The following is a 19,049-nucleotide window of genomic DNA, read 5'->3' as shown; positions in this document are numbered from 1 at the left end:
CTGTCGGTGGACGTTTCCAAGCATCAGGACTGAAAGTTCATTGTTCGGTACACTCGAGGAGGTGCTTTCACTCCGTAGCGGAAGTTGGCAACGATCTGGATGCTGGCAGATTTTCCCCGATTTCGCTATCGGGACAGGGGCGAGTTTCAACCTTCACAGTTAAACTACCACTGAACGAGGGAGCACCCTAGCGACCCAACCTTTGAATGTTACCTTCGCCCACTCGTACCCGAATGATTAGTGATAAAATCCCATATCTATGGCCGGACCGAAGAAATCTGGAGTAAAGAAGTCGACGCCCGCGACCCGGCGCTCAATGAGCGGTGCTGGTTTCGAGTTTGAGGACCTGATTAGTGCTTGGCTTCTGGTAAAGATGCTGAAAGGTGAGCAGGCCCCCGCAATCGGTGGTACCGGCACCCAGCTTCAATCACAGGTTTTGACATTAGGTTGGCATATCGACGACCTTTTACTGACAGCGCAGGGTAACAAAGGCGAATCTAAACGCCTGGCTATCTCTGCGAAGGGGAATCTGCAAGTCAGCGCTTCAGGCCTGCCAGCAGACTTCGTGAATCGTGCGTGGGAGCAGTGGCGCGATCCGCAGAGCCCGATGATCCGGTCGGGTGATGGTCTAGCGCTGGTAACACTCGGGGTGCATGCCGTCTTCGACCCAGCCTGGCGGGAGGTGAAGAACGCATGCACTGGCTCGGACGTCGCGCTCACCATGAGTCAAATCAGGAGCAATCCCAATCAACTAAGGGTCTTCAACAGAGTTCAGAAACCCGACCAAAATGGGCCTGCGGCATCAGACGAAGAGACGATTGAACTCATTCGACGACTACATGTGCTGCCCGTAGATTTACAGAACCCACACTCCGAAACAAAGAACCAGGCAATTGCACAGTGTCGGCAAATCCTGGAGAACGGAGAATTGACGGAAGCGGAAAAGCTCTGGCAAAAGCTTGTGAGCATTGCTGCGGATGTGCGCCTTCGTTGCGGTACAATCACACTTCAGGAGCTTTGGGCGGGCCTACGCAGGGAGTTCGGCCTTCTTCAGCATCCTGACTACGAGAGTGATTGGGAAACGATCTCCAGCATCACGTCCGACTACAAGGCGCGGATAGAGACGGAGCTACCCTCAGGCTACAGCGTCCCCCGGACTGAAGAGAAATCAAAGCTCGAAACCGCTATTTCTACAAATTCTGTCACAGTGGTATTTGGAGAGTCAGGCTCCGGCAAGTCAGCGCTCGTCAAGAACGTGCTCGACGGGCAGTTAGGGGGTTGGACGCAGGTTTGGTTCGGTCCGGATGAGCTACAGACGGCTCTCAGTGCCGCGCGTCACGGCACACTTCCCCTCAGTCATGAGTTGGCGCGGGTTCTTAACGCTACCGCAAACCAGAATAACGTCCTCGTTATCGACTCCGCGGAACGTATCGACCCAGCGGACTTCGGCGTTATCCAGCAACTTCTCCAAGCTGTCCTCTCCCCTACGGAACAGGTCGATGGCAGCGCATGGCGCGTTGTCGTCATCACCCAGACCCAGAGCTGGGCTGAAGGTGCCGAGGCCATACTTAATGAGCATCAGGCAGCGCTAGTCGAACTGGAGCTCCTCAAGAACTCAGATGTGAAGTTAGCGCTTTTGGCGTCGCCTTCCCTAGGCTGGCTGACGGGTCATGACGACACTGTTGCAGCGTTGACAAACCTCAGAACCTTGGCTTGGGTGGTCAAAGCGGGTTCTGCACTCGGTTCGAATTCAAGCGGATTGACATCGCATACTTCCATTGCTGATCGCCTGTGGAGCTACTGGACGGGAGACCGCGTCGACGTAAAGAGGCTTATGATGAATCTCGCGAAGCGTGAAGCATCCTTCGAGAGAAGCTTCGCTCTCACCGACTTGGATTCAGCCGACGCTACGACATTAACGCCTTGGCCGAATAAACTGCCTCTCCACCTCAATCAGCGGACCAACCGCATTGAGTACGAGCACGATCTCGCAGCTGACTGGGCACGCTTCCAGTTCCTCAAGCAGGTTTGGTCTGATACTGCTCAGTGGGCGGCTCTCGCGGAAAATCCACTCTGGACCAATGCGCTTCGGATGCTAGGTCAGCATCTACTTCGACAGATAACGGAGCACGGTACCGCGTGGGACGCTGCCTTTGAGGCTGCCGAGGGGGCCGAACTTAGCTTGGCATGCGACATTCTCCTTGATGCGCTTTGCCTGGACCCGGAGGCTGAACGGTTTCTGACCGAGCGCGTCGACTTGCTTCTGGCGAATAATGCCAAGCGCTTCACGAGGCTACTCACCCGGTTTCACCACATCGGTACCATACCGACCGGCGGCATCCTTGGTATGGAGTCGTCGCTCGGCTTGTACATGGAGGTTCAAAATCGCTCGATTGTCATTGGTCGCTGGTTTCCAGTCCTTCGGTTCCTCATCGCGCAGCGAGCGAAATTTAGTGGCCAGGTGTCGACCGCCGTCGCCAAGGTCGTCCAGACCTGGCTCACTGGGACTCCCCGCGAACTCGGTAATGAAACATTGGTGCCGTTTCGCCGCGAACTGGCTGAAATGGCCTTGGCCATGGTGCGGACGGTTCAGGTGAAAAAAGGTCATGGGGTCATGTTCCCGGACCGCGAGCCCCTGCTCTATACGGCTGCGCTTGCGGGAGCCGCCGATTTACCAGACGAGATCGGAACTTGGGCACTGGAGCTCGCAGGCCGTAGAAAGGTCGCTGACGAGGTCAACAAACGGATTGCCGAGGCTCTTCGCCAACAAGCCGAGAAGCATCAAGAACATCTTAGGATTGATCCAGAATACAAGGCTAGGCATGAGGCGAAGCACCATATCCCAGCATCAATTGGTTCAAGCCGAGAAAGGTTACCTCCATGGCCGCTGGGCGCGAGCCACAAAGTCGACATGGACTTCCGAGATGCCTGCTTCAAGGGGAACGGCCTACAGACTCTGATGCATACACGTCCGGATGTGGCGGCTGAGGTGTTGCTTGCCCTCATCATCGATGACCAACCGGAGCGGGAGTATGGTTCAAGCCGACACGAGATCGAGTTGGGCCTTGACTACGCTCAGGATGATGGTTACCCGACAGCGTTCTGGAAGAGCCCGTTCTTCTCTTTTTTCCAGATTGCGCCTGACGCAGCTCTCAAGGCACTGATTGAGCTCGTCGATTTCTGCACAGAGCGGTGGATTGAGGAATTCATGGATGGGCGTGAAGGATCTGCACCTGGGCTGACGCTCCGGATCGAGGAAGGTGAAGATAAGACTTTTGCTGGGTTGTACCGGGTTTTTGACTGGACACAGACCAACTCGCACCACAACGGTAATCTGTTTTGTGCGCTCGACGCGCTCGAGCGATGGCTTACGCTCCGACTCGATGCCGGCATCGATGTCACGTCGTATATGGAGCAGATACTTCGCGAAGGTACATCGACGTCGTTCATTGGATTGCTGGCCAATGTTGGAAAGTACCGTCCTTCTCTCTTCTCGGGAGTGCTAGCGCCGCTACTGACGGACCCCTACGTGTTCTATTGGGATAACGGTCGAGTCAACAACATCAGTTCCAAATTCGACAGCTTTTGTTGGGGTCGGGCTGGTGAAGTGGTTTTCAATATCGCACGTGATTGGACGCTGGCGCCCCATCGAAAGAAGGCGTTGAAGGACGTCGTTGTTGATCTCTTTTCCATCGATACCGCTGTATCAGAACGACTTCAGGCAATGATTCCGAGTTGGCCCCTTCCTGAGAATCCGAAGGTGGCCTTGGAGTTCAAGCTGCTGTTCGCGGTGCTCGACCGCGACAACTACCGATCCACCATCGATCCCGATACGGGCGATGAGGTTCTGACTTTTGCATGTCCGGATGAACTGAGCCTTGAGGTTCAATCGTGGCAAGATGAGCACTCAAAGCCGCTTCAATACCTGCTGCTACCCAAACACTGCGAGGAGCTTCTCCAGGCAAAACAATCTGTGGGCGATGATGACGCAGCGCACCTACACAATCTGCTGAAAGAATGTGGGGCCGATGCAGCGATTGATGAGAACTCCATGACCACGTGCAAGGTCGCACTCGCGGCGACGCTCATCGTATTAGCTGATAGCTGGCTGGCGAAGACACCTGAAGCGAAAGAGGACGCGCTCTCCATCATTCGAAAAGTCGTTGGCGAAGTTGCTTCCACGGCCAAAGAAATCCAAAGCAAACCATTCGGGCACCAAGGCGATGAGCTGAAGTTCGCGGCCTACGCCGTCATGCATCATTGGATAACAACCGATGATCCAACACTTGAATGGGAAGCGTCGGTTCTTCGGCTTCTCACGAGCGGCGAGTCCAGAGTCGCAGGCACGATTGTTGGTATCGCCTACGCTAATCGTCAGCATCTCGGCTCCGCGTGGTGGCGGCTCTTACAAGCCGGCGTGCTGTGGTCTGGACTGACCTTATTGGCACCACACTATGGAGATGGTGAAGATGAGGAAAGAGCTTGGGGTGTGTGGCTCGCCAGACTGAGACATTTCCCCCTACGTGGCGAAGATGCGACGGTCGATGACCTTAACATGACCCGCGTCGCCGCCGGCTGCGAACGACTGGACTTTTACAGGCGTATGCGTGTATTCGAGGCAGGTGACAAGCTTTGGCGTGGTAAGCCGGTGCGTCGTACTGGTATGGGCCTCGACAGCCACTTTCTGGGATTCCTGTTCCATTGGCTTATCAATGGTCCCGGAACAGGTGATTGGTCCAGGGACATCAAGCTTGTAGGGTTACTTTGGGAATACGAGACAGGGTGCGCCAGTCAGCGGGCGAGGAAAGAAAACGGTGAGTACGACCTTCTGAGCCAAAACTTAGGATACGGCTTGCTCGAAAAACTTGGTGAGCTTGCGCTAGCCGCTCCCGAAGCCGAGGCGCGGGATTTCTGGGAGCCAGTGCTGATGCACGGGCCTGAGGCGCACTACGCGCTCCAGGATTTCATCAGTGGTCTTTTCTTGCGCCTCGCAAAGGGAGATAACCCAAATGCATTCGAGCGCGTTTGGCGGGAGATGGCGGAATACGGACTTGCGGCCAAGTGGGAGAAGCATCGTCTCTGGTACTATGGTGAACGACTGATTTGCGATTTACTAGGATTCGGAAACGAGGACGCACTTCGGCAATCAGCGCCAGGCGCAGCGCTACGGATGCGTGATGTCTACGAGCGTTGGGCAGAGTTTCATATGGGACGTGACGAAGACTGCATTAAGCGCTTCTGTTACTTCCTTACGACAGAGTTTGGGGCCTCGCTGCGCTTCGATGGGTTGCGCTGGATTGCTACCATGCTCAAGGCGCATAATCCGAACGGTTACAGGTATCGCGATGGTGCGAGTGACGCTCTCATTGAACTCGTCAACACATCGCTGAATCAAAACGCGCAGGCTTTAATCAACGATAGCCAGACGCGGAATGCGCTAGTTGAGATCACCGCTGCATTGGCAGCCAGAAACATCCCCACTGCATTGGCACTTCAGGAGCGAATCAAGCGTTTGCGATAAAATCAGGCCTGCGGAGTGTCTACTCAGGAGTTTAGGCAGCCTTAGATACTCAACTTATGTTACGACTGCTTTGGGGTGCGGCATTAGACATTTATCGTTAGGTTGTAAAAGACCGCTTTTCAGTATAACCCTGCCCTTAATTATCACTAAGCAAATAACCACTACAATCAAACACCGGATTTTTTCCTGGCTAGGGCCAACTTCCGCGAGTATGTCGCGATTCTATCCTGATAGTGGGTTTTGGCCTGGGTGGTGAAGCGGTTATGTTTGTCGTCACACATTTGACCATGTAACCGCACCGCCAGGCCTCGGCCTTTGTCGAGCATGATTTCGAATGCTTTCTCGCCGGGTAACGATCCGGGCAACTGGCAAAACAGGGTCAGGCCGGGCATTTCCATTTCCTGTAGTTTTTCGAGCACAAAGTAACCCGGCTCTACCAGACTGGCCACACTGAATACGGGATAAATATTTTCCGGTTTTTCATTGTTGCTGGCATTGCCCGCGTCGCGATCAAAATAATGAAAAATACGCATTTCGCCGTATTCCAGGCCTTCTGCTTCCAGGGCCTCGCGCACTGCCGGACCTGAAAAGTTTTCATCCTCAGCCATTACCGTGATCACCAACACCAACGGTTCGATATTCACGCTTGGCGCGGTTTTCTGTGTGGTTGGTTCCGGCGTCTCGCGCCGATGATTTTCAATCTGAATCTCCGCCTCGGCCGTCATCAGTTCAAGCGGAATATCCACGCCGGTGATTTCGTCTTCAATGCCCGCGTCGATCGCCGAAGCCAACAGCCTATCTTCGACATGCACATCGTCATTGCTGTTTTGCGCTGCCGGCCTGGTTTTTTCCCGCGTCGTGACGCTTTCTTCCGGCAAAGCTGCATCCAATGGAATTTCCGACACCGCAGCTGCTGTTACTACTTCCGGCTGTCCCGTTTCGTTTGGCTCAGGCGTTGCTTCCGCTTCGGATAAATCGGATGACGACTGCTGATCAGTCACCGCTTCCGTTTTGCGCAAGCCTGTCTCTGTATCAAGAGTTGAATCAGGAGTTGTATCAGGAATTGAATCCTTTCCTGCATTGACAGTTGAATCCCTTCCTGTATTGACAGTTGCATTGACAGCTGTATTGACAGTTGAATTGACCGTTGAATCGACAGCAGCATCAACCGTTGAGCCCACAGCAGAATCCAGGGGCGTTGCGGGGTCTTGTTCTACGATCATCCCTGCTGTCGATACAGCAGGCTCGCTGCTGTTTTCTGCCACAACATCCAGGCTGCTCATCTGCGGTTCTTTTCTGGGACTTGATGCACCCGGGCGCGGGGCCTCACTGGCTACCCTTGCCTTAACCTGATCCTGCTGCGGCGCCTTTTGTTGTGGACGGTCTTGTGGGCGGTTCTGGGGACGTTGCTGAATATGTTTTTGTGAATGGTTTTGGGACCGGTCTTGTGGACGCTGGCGGGTATCCTGTTCCTCGCGTTCCCGCACCCAATCTTCGCGTTCAAACCGGCTGGAAAAATAGACGGCGGCGACCACCAGGCCTCCGACCAATAGCAATATCCAACGCAGATCTTCCATACGTCAGCCCCCTAGAAAATAACCAGCAGAATAAAAAATGAACTCGCTTCCATTAACCCGCCACTGATCCGATCAAATTTATGATGGCACACTATGACGGAATCCAGGCCAAAAAAAAACCGGGAATGGTGACGCGACCATCGCCCGGTTTTCATTACACTATTTATTGCACTATTTATTGCACTCTTCATTTCACTAATAGTAGAACTAATAGTTGAACTGTATGGTTGAACTATTAAAGCCTGAAAGAAAAGCCTGGAAGTTTTTGTTAAGGCGGTATCGCTTAACTCGCCACCATCAGCGCTGCCTCGTCCACGTCCACCGACACCAGGCGTGAGACGCCCGGTTCATGCATGGTGACGCCATTGAGCTGGCTGGCCATTTCCATGGTGATCTTGTTATGGGTGATCACCACGAACTGCACCTTCTCCGACATCTCCTTCACCATCGCGCAGAAGCGGCCGACGTTGGCGTCATCCAGCGGCGCGTCCACCTCATCGAGCATACAAAAGGGTGATGGATTGAGGTGGAAGATGGAGAACACCAGGGCCACCGCGGTCAGCGCCTTCTCACCACCGGAGAGCAGGTGGATGGTGCTGTTGCGTTTGCCCGGCGGGCGGGCCATGACGGTGACCCCGGTATCCAGCAGGTCGTCGCCGGTCAGTTCCAGATAGGCGTGGCCGCCGCCGAACAGGCGCGGGAACAGCTCCTTGAAACCGGAATTGACCTTCTCGTAGGTCTCCTTGAAACGGGTGCGGGTCTCCCGGTCGATCTTGCGAATGGCATTTTCCAGGGTCTCCAGCGCCTCTTCCAGATCCTTGTGCTGCGCATCCAGGTATTCCTTGCGCTCGGCCTCGCTCTTGTATTCCTCGATGGCCGCGAGGTTGATCGGGCCCAGGCGTTGAATGCGCGTCGCCATGCGTTCCACCTGTTCGATCCAGCTCTCCTCCTCCGCCGTCTCCGGCAGGGATTCGAACAGCTCTTCCAGGCTATAGCGCGTTTCGTTGAGCTGTTCCACCAGGGTCTGGCGGCGTACCTTGAGTTCCTGCCAGGCCATGCGGGTCTGTTCCAGGCCGCCGCGAATCTCCTGGGTTGACCGCTCTACCGTCTGCCGCTCCTGCTCATGGCTGCGCATGCCGTGCTCGACCTCTTCCACCTTGCGGCGCGCCTCCGTCAGCTCCTCCTCCACCTGCATGTGGGCCTCCAGCAGCTGCTCCAGCTCCTCCTTCATCGCCGCGATGGGGGCCTCGCTCTCGGCCAGCGCCTGCTGCAGGCTCTCACGGCGTGCGCCGACCTGGGTGAGCTGCTGTTCCATGCGCGCCAGGCTCTGCCGGGTTGAGCTCAGCTCGGTGCTCATGGTGCGGGTCTTGAGGGTGACCTCGTGGGACAGGTCGCGGTCGCTGCGCGCCATGTTGCGCACCTCGTCGAGGCGGGCACGGTGTTCGTCGCGTTGCTGGCTCAGCATCTCACGCTGTTGCGACAGGTCCTCCATCAGCGCCAGGGCCTCGCTGAGGCGCTCGCGGGCGATGCGGATGTCATCCTGATTTTGCCGGGTGTGGCCGTCCAGCTCGGCAATCTCCTGTTCGATATTCTGGCTGCGGTTGCGCAGCTGATCCAGGCGCGCCTGGCGTCCGCTCAACTGCGCCTGCACCTCGGCCTGGGCGCGGCTGGCCTGATGCAGTTCACGCTGCACGGTCTCGCGTTCCTCTTCGAGCCGTTTGAGCTGCTCGCGGGCCTCGCCCAGCTGCGCCTCGGCCTCTTCCACCTCGCCACCGAGGCTGTCGATGGCATGCGCCAGCTCTTTCAGCTCCTGCTCGCGTTGCAATACCCCGGCCTTGTCGTCGGCATCCCGCGCCAGGCGCAACCAGTTTGCGCCGAGCCACACGCCATCGGTGGTGATGACGGATTCATGCGCCGCCAGATGGCTCCGCAGCGCCAGCGCCGCAGCGGTGTCTTCGACGGCGTACACACCGGCCAGCAGGGCATCCAGTGACCAGGGGGACTCGACGTGCGCACTCAGTGCGGTGGCCAGGTCGCCCGTCGCCGGCAGCAGCTGGTCATTGGCGGTGGCCGCCATGTCGAACAGGGCGACCGCGCCCTTTTCCAGACCGGCCAGGCTGGTGGCCGCCGCATCCATGCCGTCGACACAGACGGATTCCAGGTGGAAACCCAGCACGCACTCCACGGCACGCTCCCAGCCGGCCGCCACCTTCAGGCCCTGCGCCAGTCGTTGCGCCTCGTTGAGTCGGTTGTCCGACAGCCACTGCGCCACCTCACCCTTGGTCTTCCCCAGCGCCGCCTGTTGCAGGGCCTCCAGGGAGGCGAAACGCCCCTTCATGGACTGCAACTGGCCGCGTTGCTCATCGAGCTGGGCACTGAGCTGGTGGGTGTTATCGCGGGTCGCCTGAATGGTGTGCAGATGGCCCTGCAGGCGTTCCTGCAAGGCGCTGGCCTGCAGACGGCTCTCTTCCTCCCTGGCCTGTCGCTCGGCGATCTCGCGTTCGAGATCGGCCGTCGACTGATTCTGCTGCTCTTCCCGCAAACGCTTGATGCGGGTCTCGTGCTGGATGAACTGCTGTTCCATATTCTGGATACGGGTGCGTTCCACATCGGCGCTGCGCGCGGGCTCCGCCGAGCGCTGATTGAAATCGTCCCAGTTCGTCTGCCACTCCTGCATCGCCTGCTCGGCCTCGGCCAGGGCCGCCTGCGAGGCCTCCTGTCGGGCGGCGCTCTCTTCCAGCCGGGGCTGGAGCTCCTCCAGCGCCTGGGTCAGCTCCTCGATCTTGCGGCGATCCGAGGCCAGATGGGTCTCGGATTCGATCCAGCTGCGTTCGGCGGTCTGCAACTCCCGCTGCTGCTCGGCGCGGCGTTCATTGGAGTGCTGGATGGACTGCTCAAGACGGGCGATGTCGCCGCCCACGCTGTAGAAGCGGCCCTGCACCTCGTTAAAGATCTCGGTGGCCTCCACGTGTCCGTCGCGCAGTTTTTCCAGTTCCGCCTCAATGGCCCGCTGGCGGGCGACCATGGCCTCGAAGTTGATCTCCTGCTCGCGGATCTGGGTTTCACGCGCGGTGGCCTGCACATCCAGCCCCCGCCAGCGCAGGGCCGTCAGCTGGCCCTTGAGCAGGCGTTCCTCATCCTTGAGCTCCTTGTATTTCTCCGCCGTCTTTGACTGGCGTTGCAGGCGATCCAGCTGCTTGCCCAGCTCGTCACGCAGGTCCGTCAGGCGCTCCATGTTTTCGCGGGTGTGCCGAATCCGGGTCTCGGTCTCCTTGCGACGCTCCTTGTATTTGGAGATGCCGGCGGCCTCTTCCAGAAACACCCGCAGGTCTTCCGGCCGCGCCTCTATCAGCCGCGAGATCATGCCCTGTTCGATAATGGAATAGCTGCGTGGCCCCAGGCCGGTGCCGAGGAAGATGTCGGTGACATCGCGGCGACGACAGCGCGTGCCGTTCAGGAAATATTGCGACTGCCCGTCGCGGGACACCATGCGGCGCACCGAGATCTCGTTGTACTGGGCGAATTCGCCGCCGACGGTGCCGTCCGAATTGTCGAACAGCAGCTCCACCGTCGCCTGCCCCACCGGCTTGCGCGCCGTCGAGCCATTAAAGATGACGTCGGTCATGGAATCGCCGCGCAGATGTTTGGCGGAAGACTCGCCCATCACCCAGCGCACCGCGTCGATCACGTTGGATTTACCACAACCGTTGGGGCCCACCACGCCGATCAGGTTGGACGGCATGGGGATGGTGGTGGGATCGACGAAGGATTTAAAACCGGCGATTTTGATCTTGCTTAGACGCATGGATAGCTGTGCTCAAATTTTGTGCTGGAGGGGCAGATAAATTGTCAGGCAAGCAAGATACCGGAGCGCCGCCAATGGCACAATATTGACAGGCACTTTCTTGCAGCAAAGCCCACAAAATGACGTCCCAACGGTGAGAATATTGTCAAATTCGGGTATCGTACGCGGCTGATTTTTCATACCTTTAACGTGGATGCACCAACCTGCATCCTTTATGTACACTCCGTCCGTCCCACAGCCAGCGAGTCCATCATGTCCAGCAAACCGTCCAAAACGCTCGAAACCTTCGATAACCCGAATCCCGAGCGTGACTACACCATCCGCATCGATATCCCCGAATTCACCTGCCTGTGTCCCAAGACCGGGCAGCCGGATTTCGCCACCTTTCACCTCGAATACATCGCAGACAGGGCCTGCATCGAACTGAAATCGTTGAAGATGTACATGTGGTCCTTTCGTGATGAGGGCGCCTTTCACGAGGCCGTCACCAACCGGATACTCGGCGACATGGTCGCCGCCTGTGCGCCCCGCTTCATGCGCCTGAGCGGCGAATTCAATGTACGCGGCGGCATCTACACCTCGGTGATCGTCGAGCATCGCGCCGCCGGCTGGCAGCCACCCGAGCGGGTCGAGCTGCCTTAAAAAGCGGTATTACAATCATGGCGGTGAATCACGGACAAATAAACGACTTCGCCAAAGACCTCCGCCAACAGGCCACGGAAGCTGAACAAACGCTTTGGCAACGACTTCGTAATCGGCAAATCCTCAATGCCAAATTTCGTCGCCAACACCCCATTCCACCCTATATTGTCGATTTCGTTTGTTTGGAGAAGAAGCTCATCGTTGAGGCAGACGGTGGGCAACATGCCGAACGACAAACGCAAGACGAAAAACGGACTACCTTTTTAGAAGCTCAGGGATTTCGGGTGCTGCGGTTTTGGAATAATGAAGTGCTGACAGAAACTGAAACTGTGCTCGAGGTGATTTTCTGTGCATTGAATGAAACCCCTCACCCTAACCCTCTCCCCAAAGGGGATGAATGAAACCCCTCACCCTAACCCTCTCCCCAAAGGGGAGAGGGGATGACGAAGACAGTAGTGATATATTCCTACATCTCAAAACACAGTCGTCTTTTACCCCCTCGCCCCCTGGGGAAGAGGGAATGACGAAGCCAGTAGTGATACATTCCTACATCTCAAAACACAGTCGTCTTTTACCCCCTCGCCCCCCTGGGGGAGAGGGCTGGGGTGAGGGGAAAGAAAAATGAACCATTCCCCCCTATTCATCGGCATCGATCTAGGCACCTCCGGCGTCCGGGCCGTTGCCATTGATGAGCATCACAACCTCCACGCCGAGGCCGCCGTGGATCTGTCTGCGCCGAATCGCAGTGGTACACACGTCGAACAGGACCCTGAGCTATGGTGGGTCGCTGTTTGCGACTGTCTCGATTCACTCACCGCAAACATCAACGCTGATCAAGTGACGGCCATCGCCGTGGACGGCACCTCGGCCACGGTGCTGCTAACCGATCGCAACGGCACCCCGCTCGGCCCCGCTCTGATGTATAACGATGCCCGCGCCAGCGGCCAGGCGGCGGCCATCGCCCGGGTCGCGCCCGACAACACCGCCGCCCAGGGCGCCAGCTGCGCCCTGGCCAAACTGCTGTGGCTCAAAGACCACGGCCAGACCGCCGCCGCCGACCACCTGCTGCATCAGGCCGACTGGATTGCCGGCCGGCTGTGCGGCCGGTTCGGCATCAGCGATTACAACAACGCGCTCAAGCTGGGCTTCGATGCCGGGCAACCGGGCTGGCCGACGTGGCTGGCCGCGCTCGAGCTGCCACCACAGCTGCTGCCGACGGTCATCGCCCCCGGCACGCCCATCGGCCCGATCCGCCACGAGCTTGCACAGCGTTTTGGGCTGGCCGGGGACACCCGCATCGTGGCCGGCACCACCGACAGCACTGCCTCATTTATGGCCACCGGGGCCCATGCGGTGGGCGAGGCCGTGACCGCGCTGGGCTCCACCCTGGTGGTCAAAGTCATCGCCGAGCAGCCGATCTTCGCCGCGGACTACGGCGTCTACAGCCAGCCGCTGATGGTGGACGGCCGGCAACGCTGGCTGGTGGGCGGGGCCTCCAACAGTGGCGGCGCGGTCTTGCGGCAGTATTTCAGTGATACACAACTGCAGGCCCTGAGCGCCCAGATCGTCCCCGACCCGCAGGGCCGATACCACAGTGGGCTGGACTATTATCCCCTGCCCGCCATCGGCGAGCGCTTTCCCATTAACGATGCCCGGCTCGCGCCGCGCCTCAGCCCCCGCCCCGACGATGAGCGGCTATTCTTGCAGGGTCTGTTAGAGGGCATCGCGGCCATCGAGGCCCGCGCCTATCGCCTGCTCGCCGAGCTGGGGGCGCCGTACCCGGTCTCCGTGCGCACCACCGGCGGTGGTGCCGGCAACGCGGCCTGGACACAGATCCGTCATCAGTATTTACAGACCCCGATGCAGGACGCCGCACACACCGAGGCGGCCTTTGGGGCCGCCCTGCTGGCTGCAGGTTCTCAGCCCTCCAGGAGCCCTTCACCATGAGCAATCCCTTTTCCGGCATCGGCTATTTTTTTCAGGGCCTGCGACTCATCGTGCAGCCGGGGCTGCGACGCTATGTGGTGATCCCGCTGTTGATCAATCTCCTGCTGTTTGCCGGGCTGATCTGGTTTGGCAGCAGCCAGTTTGAGGCCCTGCTGCAATGGCTGCTGCCCGTCTTGCCGGAGTGGCTACAGTGGCTGGAATGGGTGCTGTGGGCGCTGTTTGGCCTGGCGGCCCTGCTGATCCTGTTTTATGTGTTTTCGCTGCTGGCCAACCTGATTGCCAGCCCCTTCAACAGCCTGCTGGCCGAGGCGGTGGAGCGACACCTCACCGGCGAGTCGCCGCCGGCCGATGGCGGCTGGAAGAAGCTGCTCACGGAGCTGGTGCCCACCATCATCGACGAGCTGCGCAAACTGCTCTATCTGCTCGCCTGGTCGATCCCGTTTTTGCTGCTGTTCCTGATCCCCGTGCTCAATCTCGCGGCCCCCTTCCTGTGGCTGGCCTTCAGCGCCTGGATGCTGGCGGTGGAATACGCCGATTACCCCATGGGCAATCACGGCCTGCGGGCGGACGAACAGAAGCGCCGGCTGGGGGAAAAACGCCTGATGTCGCTGGGTTTTGGTGCCACGGTGAGCATCGCGACGCTGATTCCGGTGGTCAACTTTGTGGTGATGCCGGCGGCGGTGGCCGGCGCCACGGCGATGTGGGTGGAGCGCTGGAAGAAAGGCATCTGAAACACGGGGCAAATCGGGGGCAAAAAAAAGGGTTCCATGCCCCTGTAACACACCGGCGCCCACCACACTAGGGGGGAGGAGTCTTTGCACGAGACCGTGCGGCAGACACCGGGCAATACAGATATCATGAAACCCTTGCTGTGCGCTGTCGGTAGTCCGAGGCAGCATCACCAGTCCTTTTCTCAGACGCAGGCTTCGGCGGAAAGTTCAACCCGGGCGCGACAAATTATCGGGCCTGAAGATAACGCGCCAGCCGCTCGACGCCCTCCTGCAGACGATCCATCCCCGTGGTGTAGGCAAAGCGGACATGCCGCTCCGGCCGGTTCGAGCCAAAGTCCTTGCCGGGAGTGATGGCGACTCCGGCCTGCTCCAGCAGCTCCAGCGCAAAGACATAACTGTCGGTGGTGAAGCGGGAACAGTCGGCGTACAGATACAGGGCACCGGCGGGCTCGACGGGGATCTCGAAACCCAGTCCACGCAACGCGGGCAACAGGAAGTCCCGCCGCGCCTGGAGGGCCTCGCGATAGCCCGCCAGTATCTCGCGGGACTGCGGCGTAAAGGCGGCCAGGGCGGCGTACTGCGAGAGGGTGGCCGGGGCGAGGAACAGGTTTTGCGCCAGCTTGTCCAGCTCGCGCACATAGGCCGGGGGGGCCACCAGCCAGCCCAGCCGCCAGCCGGTCATGCAGAACTGCTTGGAGAAACTGTTGACCACGAACAGCTCATCGGACAGGCCCAGCGCCGTCTCGACGCTGCCGGCCGGATGGCCATAGGTGAGGCCGTGATAGATCTCGTCGACAATCAGCCGCCCGCCGCGGGCGGAGACGGCCTCCGCCATCTCGCGCAGGGCGGCGGTGGGCACCAGGGTGCCGGTGGGGTTGGAGGGAGAGGCCAGCAGGGCGGCAACGGTCTTATCCGTCCAGTGCGCGTCCAGCAGCGCGGCAGTGAGTTGGTAGGCGCTGGCCGCGCCCACCGCAATCCCCACCGCCTCACCCCCCATCAGGCGCACGAAATGCCGATTGCAGGGATAGCCGGGGTCGGCCATCAGCACCTGATCGCCAGGGTTGATCAACACCCCCGTGGTCAGCAGCAGGGCGCCTGAGGCACCGGGCGTAATGATGATGCGTTCCGGTGCGACCGATACGCCGTAGTCGTTCTGGTAATAGGCGCTGATCGCCTCGCGCAGGGCGGGCAGGCCGATGGCGGGCGTATAGTGGGTATGGCCGGCGTCCGCCGCCTGCCTGGCTGCGGCACGGATCGGCGCCGGGGTCTCAAAATCCGGCTCGCCGATCTCCATGTGCACGATATCCCGCCCCTGGGCCTCCAGCGCACGGGCCCTGGCGAGCAGATCCATGACGTGGAAGGGCTCGATGCCGGCCATGCGATCGGCGATGCGTGGCATTCGTTGGGATTGAGATTTTTGCATCAATATAGCCCTAAACTCACAGTCCTCAGTCCTCAGTCCTCAGTCCTTAGTCGTTAAACTGGGCCGCGTGCAGCCGGCGCACCAGGGCCATATCCAGATAGCTGGCATCGCCCGCATCGCCCTGTAGTACGGTGAAGGGTGCATTCGGCTCGCCCATCTGGTCCAGCACGATGGCGGCGCCGTCAAAGTCGTCCCCGGTGGTATAGCCGTTGACGGTAATAATGGTGGCCAGGTTTGCGCCCCGCGTCGAGCGTATGCCGTTGTGCGAGTCCTCGAAGGCGATGGCGTCCGCCGGGTCCAGGCCCATCGCCTGCAGGGCGTAGAGATAGATATCCGGGGCCGGTTTCTTTGCCGGCACGATGTCCCCGGCGGCAATCACCTCGAACCAGCTCATGGCATCCGCGGCCAGCGCATGGACCAGCAAGGCCTCCACATTGGCCGGGGTGGTAGTGGTGGTGATGGCCAGACGCATGCCGGCGGCCCGCGCCTCCTCCAGCAGACGGCGCACGCCGCTGCGCAGCGGAATGGCGCCCTCCGCCAGCATGCGGGTGTAGTGCTCGGTCTTGGCCGCGTGCAGGCCGCGAATAAAATCATCCAGGTCAGCAGGGCGGGCAAAGTCGCGATTGAAGGTATCGAGGTAGTAACGGATACGTTCCTTGCCACCGGTCACCGCCAGCAGCTGGCCGTATAATTCCGGCGACCAGTCCCAATCCAGGCCGGCATCCGCAAAGGCCCGGTTAAAGGCGACCCGATGGCCATCGCGCTCGGTGTCGGCGAGGGTGCCGTCCACGTCAAACAAAAGGGCTTTTAACTCATTCATCTATTTATCGATTCCCCAGTCAGTATTATTACGTCTGGCCGCTTGATCTGGCCGCAAATGGCCGCATATCTTACCCCACTACGCAATAGCGCGCCGAATAACGTCACATAAGATCCCGGCACCAAGGCCCCACACGCCCTTCCCCTCGATGCCGCCAGTGACCAGGCGAGTCGGCGGGGCGAATAAATTTGCGCAAAAATGCCATCTTTGCTATAAGATGCGCCCTTAATTTTGTACCCGGCGTCATGCGTCAGGAAGATAGGAGCAGTTCCATGGCCGTCAAAAAGGCTGTTAAGAAAAAGGGAACCACGAGTTCTGTCAACAAAGACGCCACCGCCAAAAAGGCCGTGGCCAAGAAGGCCGTGGCCAAAAAGACCGTCGCCACCAAGGCGGTGGCCAAAAAGGCCGCAGTGAAAAAACCCGCCGCAAAAACCGTCGCCAAGCCCGCGCCCAAAAAGGCCGCGCCCGCTGTCAGCACACCCGTCCTGGACGACAGCAACTTCACCAACTTCACCCCTTACAAGGAGAAGAAGGGTGAGGAATACATGAATCCGAATCAGATCGCGCACTTCCGCATGATTCTTGAGGGCTGGAAAAGACAGTTGATGACCAATGTCGATGAGACCGTTCACCACATGCAGGATGAGGCGGCCAACTTCCCTGACCCGAATGACCGCGCCAGCCAGGAATCCGAATTCGCCATGGAATTGCGCACCCGCGACCGGGAGCGCAAGCTGATCAAAAAGATCGACGAATCCCTTGATGACCTCGAAGAAGATTACGGTTACTGCTCGCATTGCGGGGTAGAAATCGGCATTCGTCGGCTGGAGGCACGCCCCACGGCGACCCAGTGCATCGATTGCAAAACCCTCAACGAGATCCGCGAAAAGCAATACGGGAAATAACCCGGGACACGCCCCATAGAAAAAGCCACCCATCCTCGCGGATGGGTGGCTTTCCTGAAACTCCTACAGATTCCTGCTGCTACCGCTCATTGCCGCATCCCGCCGGCAACCGGTCACTCTCTAAATCAAATCCTTAGGCAACGGCCCCCAACACGGATCCATGGCCATCCGGGTCTGCCGGTTTATTGGCCGCCTCGAAATCGCTCATACGCAGACCGTTGAGGCGCACAAAACTCTGCACAAACTCAAAGGCGACCGGATTCTCGTTTTGCAGCGATTTATCCATCAGCAGACAGCGTTTGCCAGCGATGAAACAGGGTCGCACCGGGCCGTAACGCAGCCGATGATCCAGACCAAAACTTGCCACTGCACCGGATACACGATCGATCCAGTCACTGGGTCGAAAGGTCCGACCGTCATTCGTTATACCTTCAATTAACCAACTCACCTTCGTTTCCTCACAGTTTCCTTACGCCTGAAATATCTCACTCTCCTGTACATCGTCCATGGCCATTTTTTTATTAGGCCCACCGAGTAAAAATAGTGACCGGGCTCGCAAACAATATAGGACTGGTACAATAAACGTCATGAGCGAGCATGAAGTTCCATCCGCCTTCACCCTATCCGCGCCTTCCGCGCCTTCCGCAAAAAGGCCGGCCCGGCCCTATCGTGGACGTTTCGCGCCCTCGCCCACCGGCCCCCTGCATTTCGGCTCGTTGATTACCGCCCTCGGCAGCTATCTGCAGGCCCGCAGTCAGGGCGGGGAATGGTGGGTGCGGATGGAGGATATCGACCCCCCACGCGAGCAGGCCGGTGCCGCCGATGCGATCCTGCGCGCGCTGGAGGCCTACAATCTGCAATGGGATGGCACGGTGCTCTACCAGAGTGCACGCAGCGATGCCTACCGGGCCGCCCTGCTGCAACTGCAACAACAGGGCGACAGTTTTCCCTGTGGCTGCACCCGCAGCGCTATCAGCACGGCCCAGCGAAACCCGTCTACCGACCACACCACAGACGATCCCGCTGACGAACACGCCCCCCTGCCGATGATCTATCCCGGCACCTGTCGTCACGGCTTACCGCCCGGCACCACAGCACGCGCCATTCGGTTGCGGGTACCACCCCTTACCGACAGCTTCACCGATGCCCTGCAAGGCCCGCAACAGACGCCCCTGCAAACCGGAGTGGGTGATTTTGTCGTCCGACGGGCCGACGGCCTGTTCGCCTATCACCTGGCCGTGGTGGTCGATGATGCGGAACAGCAGATCAGCGAAATTGTTCGCGGCACGGACCTGCTGTCCTCCACGCCACCGCAGCGTTACCTGCAGACACGGCTGGGACTGCCCCATCCGGCCTATTGTCATCTGCCCGTCGCCACCAATAGGCAGGGGCAGAAACTCAGCAAGCAAACCTTTGCCGCCGCCATTGATATCCGCCAGCCTGGCCCCACCCTGTGCAGGGCGCTGGCATTCCTGGGTCAGCAACCGCCGCCCGGGCTGGCCGATGCGGCCCCGGCAGAGATCCTCCGCTGGGCGATCTCACACTGGGACCTCCAGCAGGTACCGAAACGGACGGCGATCCCCACGCAGCACGATGATGCACCTCCAGTAACCGGAACTAGTGCTCCTTCAAGGTAATATTTACGGGTTCAGCGTTCCTGTGGTGTTTCGCTGCAAGG

12 protein-coding genes are annotated in these 19,049 nt (G+C 59.1%); 7 read left to right on the top strand and 5 right to left on the bottom strand.

Features of this window, described 5'->3' with window-relative positions; all coding sequences use genetic code 11:
- Positions 1–259 precede the first annotated feature (259 nt).
- Positions 260–5,521, top strand: coding sequence for an ATP-binding protein (locus RRB22_13255; GenBank protein ID MDT8385371.1), 5,262 nt, complete (start codon positions 260–262; stop codon positions 5,519–5,521).
- Between the two features lie 167 nt (positions 5,522–5,688).
- On the opposite strand, the gene RRB22_13250 is transcribed toward RRB22_13255, so the two are convergent.
- Both RRB22_13250 and smc read right to left on the bottom strand, forming a co-directional pair.
- Entirely contained in the window at positions 5,689–7,098 is a 1,410-nt protein-coding gene (locus RRB22_13250) for a cell division protein ZipA C-terminal FtsZ-binding domain-containing protein (GenBank protein ID MDT8385370.1), read from the bottom strand.
- 283 nt (positions 7,099–7,381) lie between these two features.
- Entirely contained in the window at positions 7,382–10,903 is a 3,522-nt protein-coding gene (gene smc / locus RRB22_13245) for a chromosome segregation protein SMC (protein ID MDT8385369.1), read from the bottom strand.
- 252 nt (positions 10,904–11,155) lie between these two features.
- Here smc and queF point away from each other — a divergent pair, with 252 nt between their 5' ends.
- The 4 genes from queF (at position 11,156) to cysZ (ending at position 14,223) form a co-directional block, all read left to right on the top strand.
- Positions 11,156–11,545 (top strand): preQ(1) synthase, encoded by a 390-nt coding sequence (queF, locus tag RRB22_13240; GenBank protein MDT8385368.1) that lies wholly within the window; start codon positions 11,156–11,158, stop codon positions 11,543–11,545.
- 17 nt (positions 11,546–11,562) lie between these two features.
- Positions 11,563–11,946 carry an endonuclease domain-containing protein gene (locus RRB22_13235; GenBank protein MDT8385367.1) on the top strand — a complete coding sequence of 128 codons (384 nt, stop codon included), beginning with the start codon at positions 11,563–11,565 and terminating at the stop codon, positions 11,944–11,946.
- 220 nt (positions 11,947–12,166) lie between these two features.
- Positions 12,167–13,492: an FGGY-family carbohydrate kinase gene (locus tag RRB22_13230; GenBank protein MDT8385366.1), complete on the top strand. Its 1,326-nt coding sequence runs from the start codon at positions 12,167–12,169 to the stop codon at positions 13,490–13,492.
- Complete coding sequence (cysZ, locus tag RRB22_13225) at positions 13,489–14,223, top strand: sulfate transporter CysZ (protein ID MDT8385365.1); 735 nt, start codon at positions 13,489–13,491, stop codon at positions 14,221–14,223. The genes RRB22_13230 and cysZ overlap by 4 nt, the downstream gene beginning before the upstream one ends.
- A 226-nt stretch (positions 14,224–14,449) precedes the next feature.
- Here cysZ and RRB22_13220 read toward each other — a convergent pair whose 3' ends face one another.
- The gene (locus tag RRB22_13220) at positions 14,450–15,646 is read right to left on the bottom strand and encodes a pyridoxal phosphate-dependent aminotransferase (protein MDT8385364.1); all 1,197 of its coding nucleotides are present in this window, start codon (positions 15,644–15,646) and stop codon (positions 14,450–14,452) included.
- Positions 15,647–15,692: 46 nt separating this feature from the next.
- A complete protein-coding gene (locus tag RRB22_13215; GenBank protein MDT8385363.1) occupies positions 15,693–16,466 on the bottom strand; it encodes an HAD family hydrolase in 774 nt (257 codons plus the stop codon).
- A gap of 485 nt (positions 16,467–16,951) precedes the next feature.
- Here RRB22_13215 and dksA point away from each other — a divergent pair, with 485 nt between their 5' ends.
- Complete coding sequence (gene dksA / locus RRB22_13210) at positions 16,952–17,371, top strand: RNA polymerase-binding protein DksA (protein MDT8385362.1); 420 nt, start codon at positions 16,952–16,954, stop codon at positions 17,369–17,371.
- A 133-nt stretch (positions 17,372–17,504) separates the two neighbouring features.
- Here dksA and RRB22_13205 read toward each other — a convergent pair whose 3' ends face one another.
- Positions 17,505–17,819 (bottom strand): DUF3579 domain-containing protein, encoded by a 315-nt coding sequence (locus RRB22_13205; GenBank protein MDT8385361.1) that lies wholly within the window; start codon positions 17,817–17,819, stop codon positions 17,505–17,507.
- Positions 17,820–17,958: 139 nt separating this feature from the next.
- On the opposite strand from RRB22_13205, the gene gluQRS reads away from it, so the two are divergent.
- Entirely contained in the window at positions 17,959–19,008 is a 1,050-nt protein-coding gene (gene gluQRS / locus RRB22_13200) for a tRNA glutamyl-Q(34) synthetase GluQRS (protein ID MDT8385360.1), read from the top strand.
- Positions 19,009–19,049 lie beyond the last annotated feature (41 nt).

Source organism: Gammaproteobacteria bacterium (genome assembly GCA_032250735.1).
Classification (GTDB): domain Bacteria; phylum Pseudomonadota; class Gammaproteobacteria; order SZUA-152; family SZUA-152; genus SZUA-152.
The sequence above is the reverse complement of the archived record's forward strand: the minus strand, read 5'-3'. Positions and strand labels throughout refer to the sequence as shown.